1 pseudogene is annotated in these 1,271 nt (G+C 48.9%); it reads right to left on the bottom strand.

The annotated features are described in order from the left end of the window. Positions 1–50: 50 nt before the first annotated feature. A pseudogene (locus tag DWX68_RS14460) lies at positions 51–1,271 on the bottom strand (ATP-binding protein); the annotation flags it as partial.

Genomic DNA, 1,271 nt, shown 5'->3' with positions numbered 1-1,271 from the left:
TGTGCGGCAGTACCTTAGACTGCTTTGCACAGCGCCCTATCTGGGCGCACTTTGACATTCTGGGTAATACCGGTCGGCAATCCGCCCCATTTACGGAATCGCTTCCAGATTTCTACGGAATAGGTTGCCGTCTGTTCTTCCTTCAGAAGCAGATGGAACTCGTCAATATAATATCTGGTCGATTTACCGGCAGAACGGTTAGCAGTTACACGCCCCCAGACCTGATCCTGAACAATCAGCATACCGATTTTTTTCAGCTGATTGCCCAGCTCCTTAATGTCGAAGCACACCAGACGATTCTGAATATCCACATTGGTTCTGTTGTTAAACAGTTTCAGAGAACCCTTAACATAGATTTCCAAGGCGGTCGCTACATGGTGGGCTTCCTTTTCGTCCTGCTTCAGAAGGGCATCATACAAATCCTCAAGGATCGGCATATTCTCAGGTGCAGGATTGTCGAAATATCTCTGGTAGATCTGATGCACACAACGGTCGATAACCGTCTTTTCGATAGGCTGCAAGCCATCCTTACTGCCCATAATCAACTCACAGAGGGACAGGATAAAATCAGCTTTCAGTGCTACCGGGTTGTCATCCTCAGAGTAGTTCAGGTTGATGTCCATAGGGTTGATATAGTTGGTACTGGAGGAGCTGATTTTTACCACCTGACCATTGAACTTGTGAACCAGAGCCGCATATTCCGCTTCGGGGTCGCAGATGATAATATCGTCATCCGTAACCAGGAACGCATTGGTGATTTCACGCTTTGCGGAAAAGGATTTACCGGAACCGGGAGTACCCAGAATCAGTCCGTTGGGGTTCTTGAGCTTCTTTCTGTCCACCATGATAAGGTTGTTCGACAGGGCATTCAGCCCGTAATAGAGCGTTTCCCCACCATTCTGGAACAGCTCCTGCGTTGTGAACGGTACAAAAATCGCCGTGGAACTGGTTGTCAGGCCACGTCGAATCTCGATCAGGTTTTGTGCCAATGGCAGGCTGCTCATCAGCCCGGATTCCTGCTGAAAATCCAAACGACGCAGATTGCAGTTATGCTTCTGGGCGATGCTCTGTGCCTGGAACACATTGTTTTCCAGTTCCTGCTCGGTGCGCCCGGTGTTCAGCACCAGAAATGTCACCATGAACATTCGCTCGTTCTGGCTCTGCAATTCTTTCAAAAGCGACTTCGCATCTTTGCCATAGGTAGCAAGGTCAGACGGGAATAGCGATAGGTAAGCCTTTGAAGTTATCTCCAGCTTTTCCCCCGCTTCACA

It is taken from the genome of Clostridium sp. AF20-7 (assembly GCF_003479275.1).
Lineage (GTDB): Bacteria > Bacillota > Clostridia > Lachnospirales > Lachnospiraceae > Otoolea > Otoolea fessa.
The sequence above is the reverse complement of the archived record's forward strand: the minus strand, read 5'-3'. Positions and strand labels throughout refer to the sequence as shown.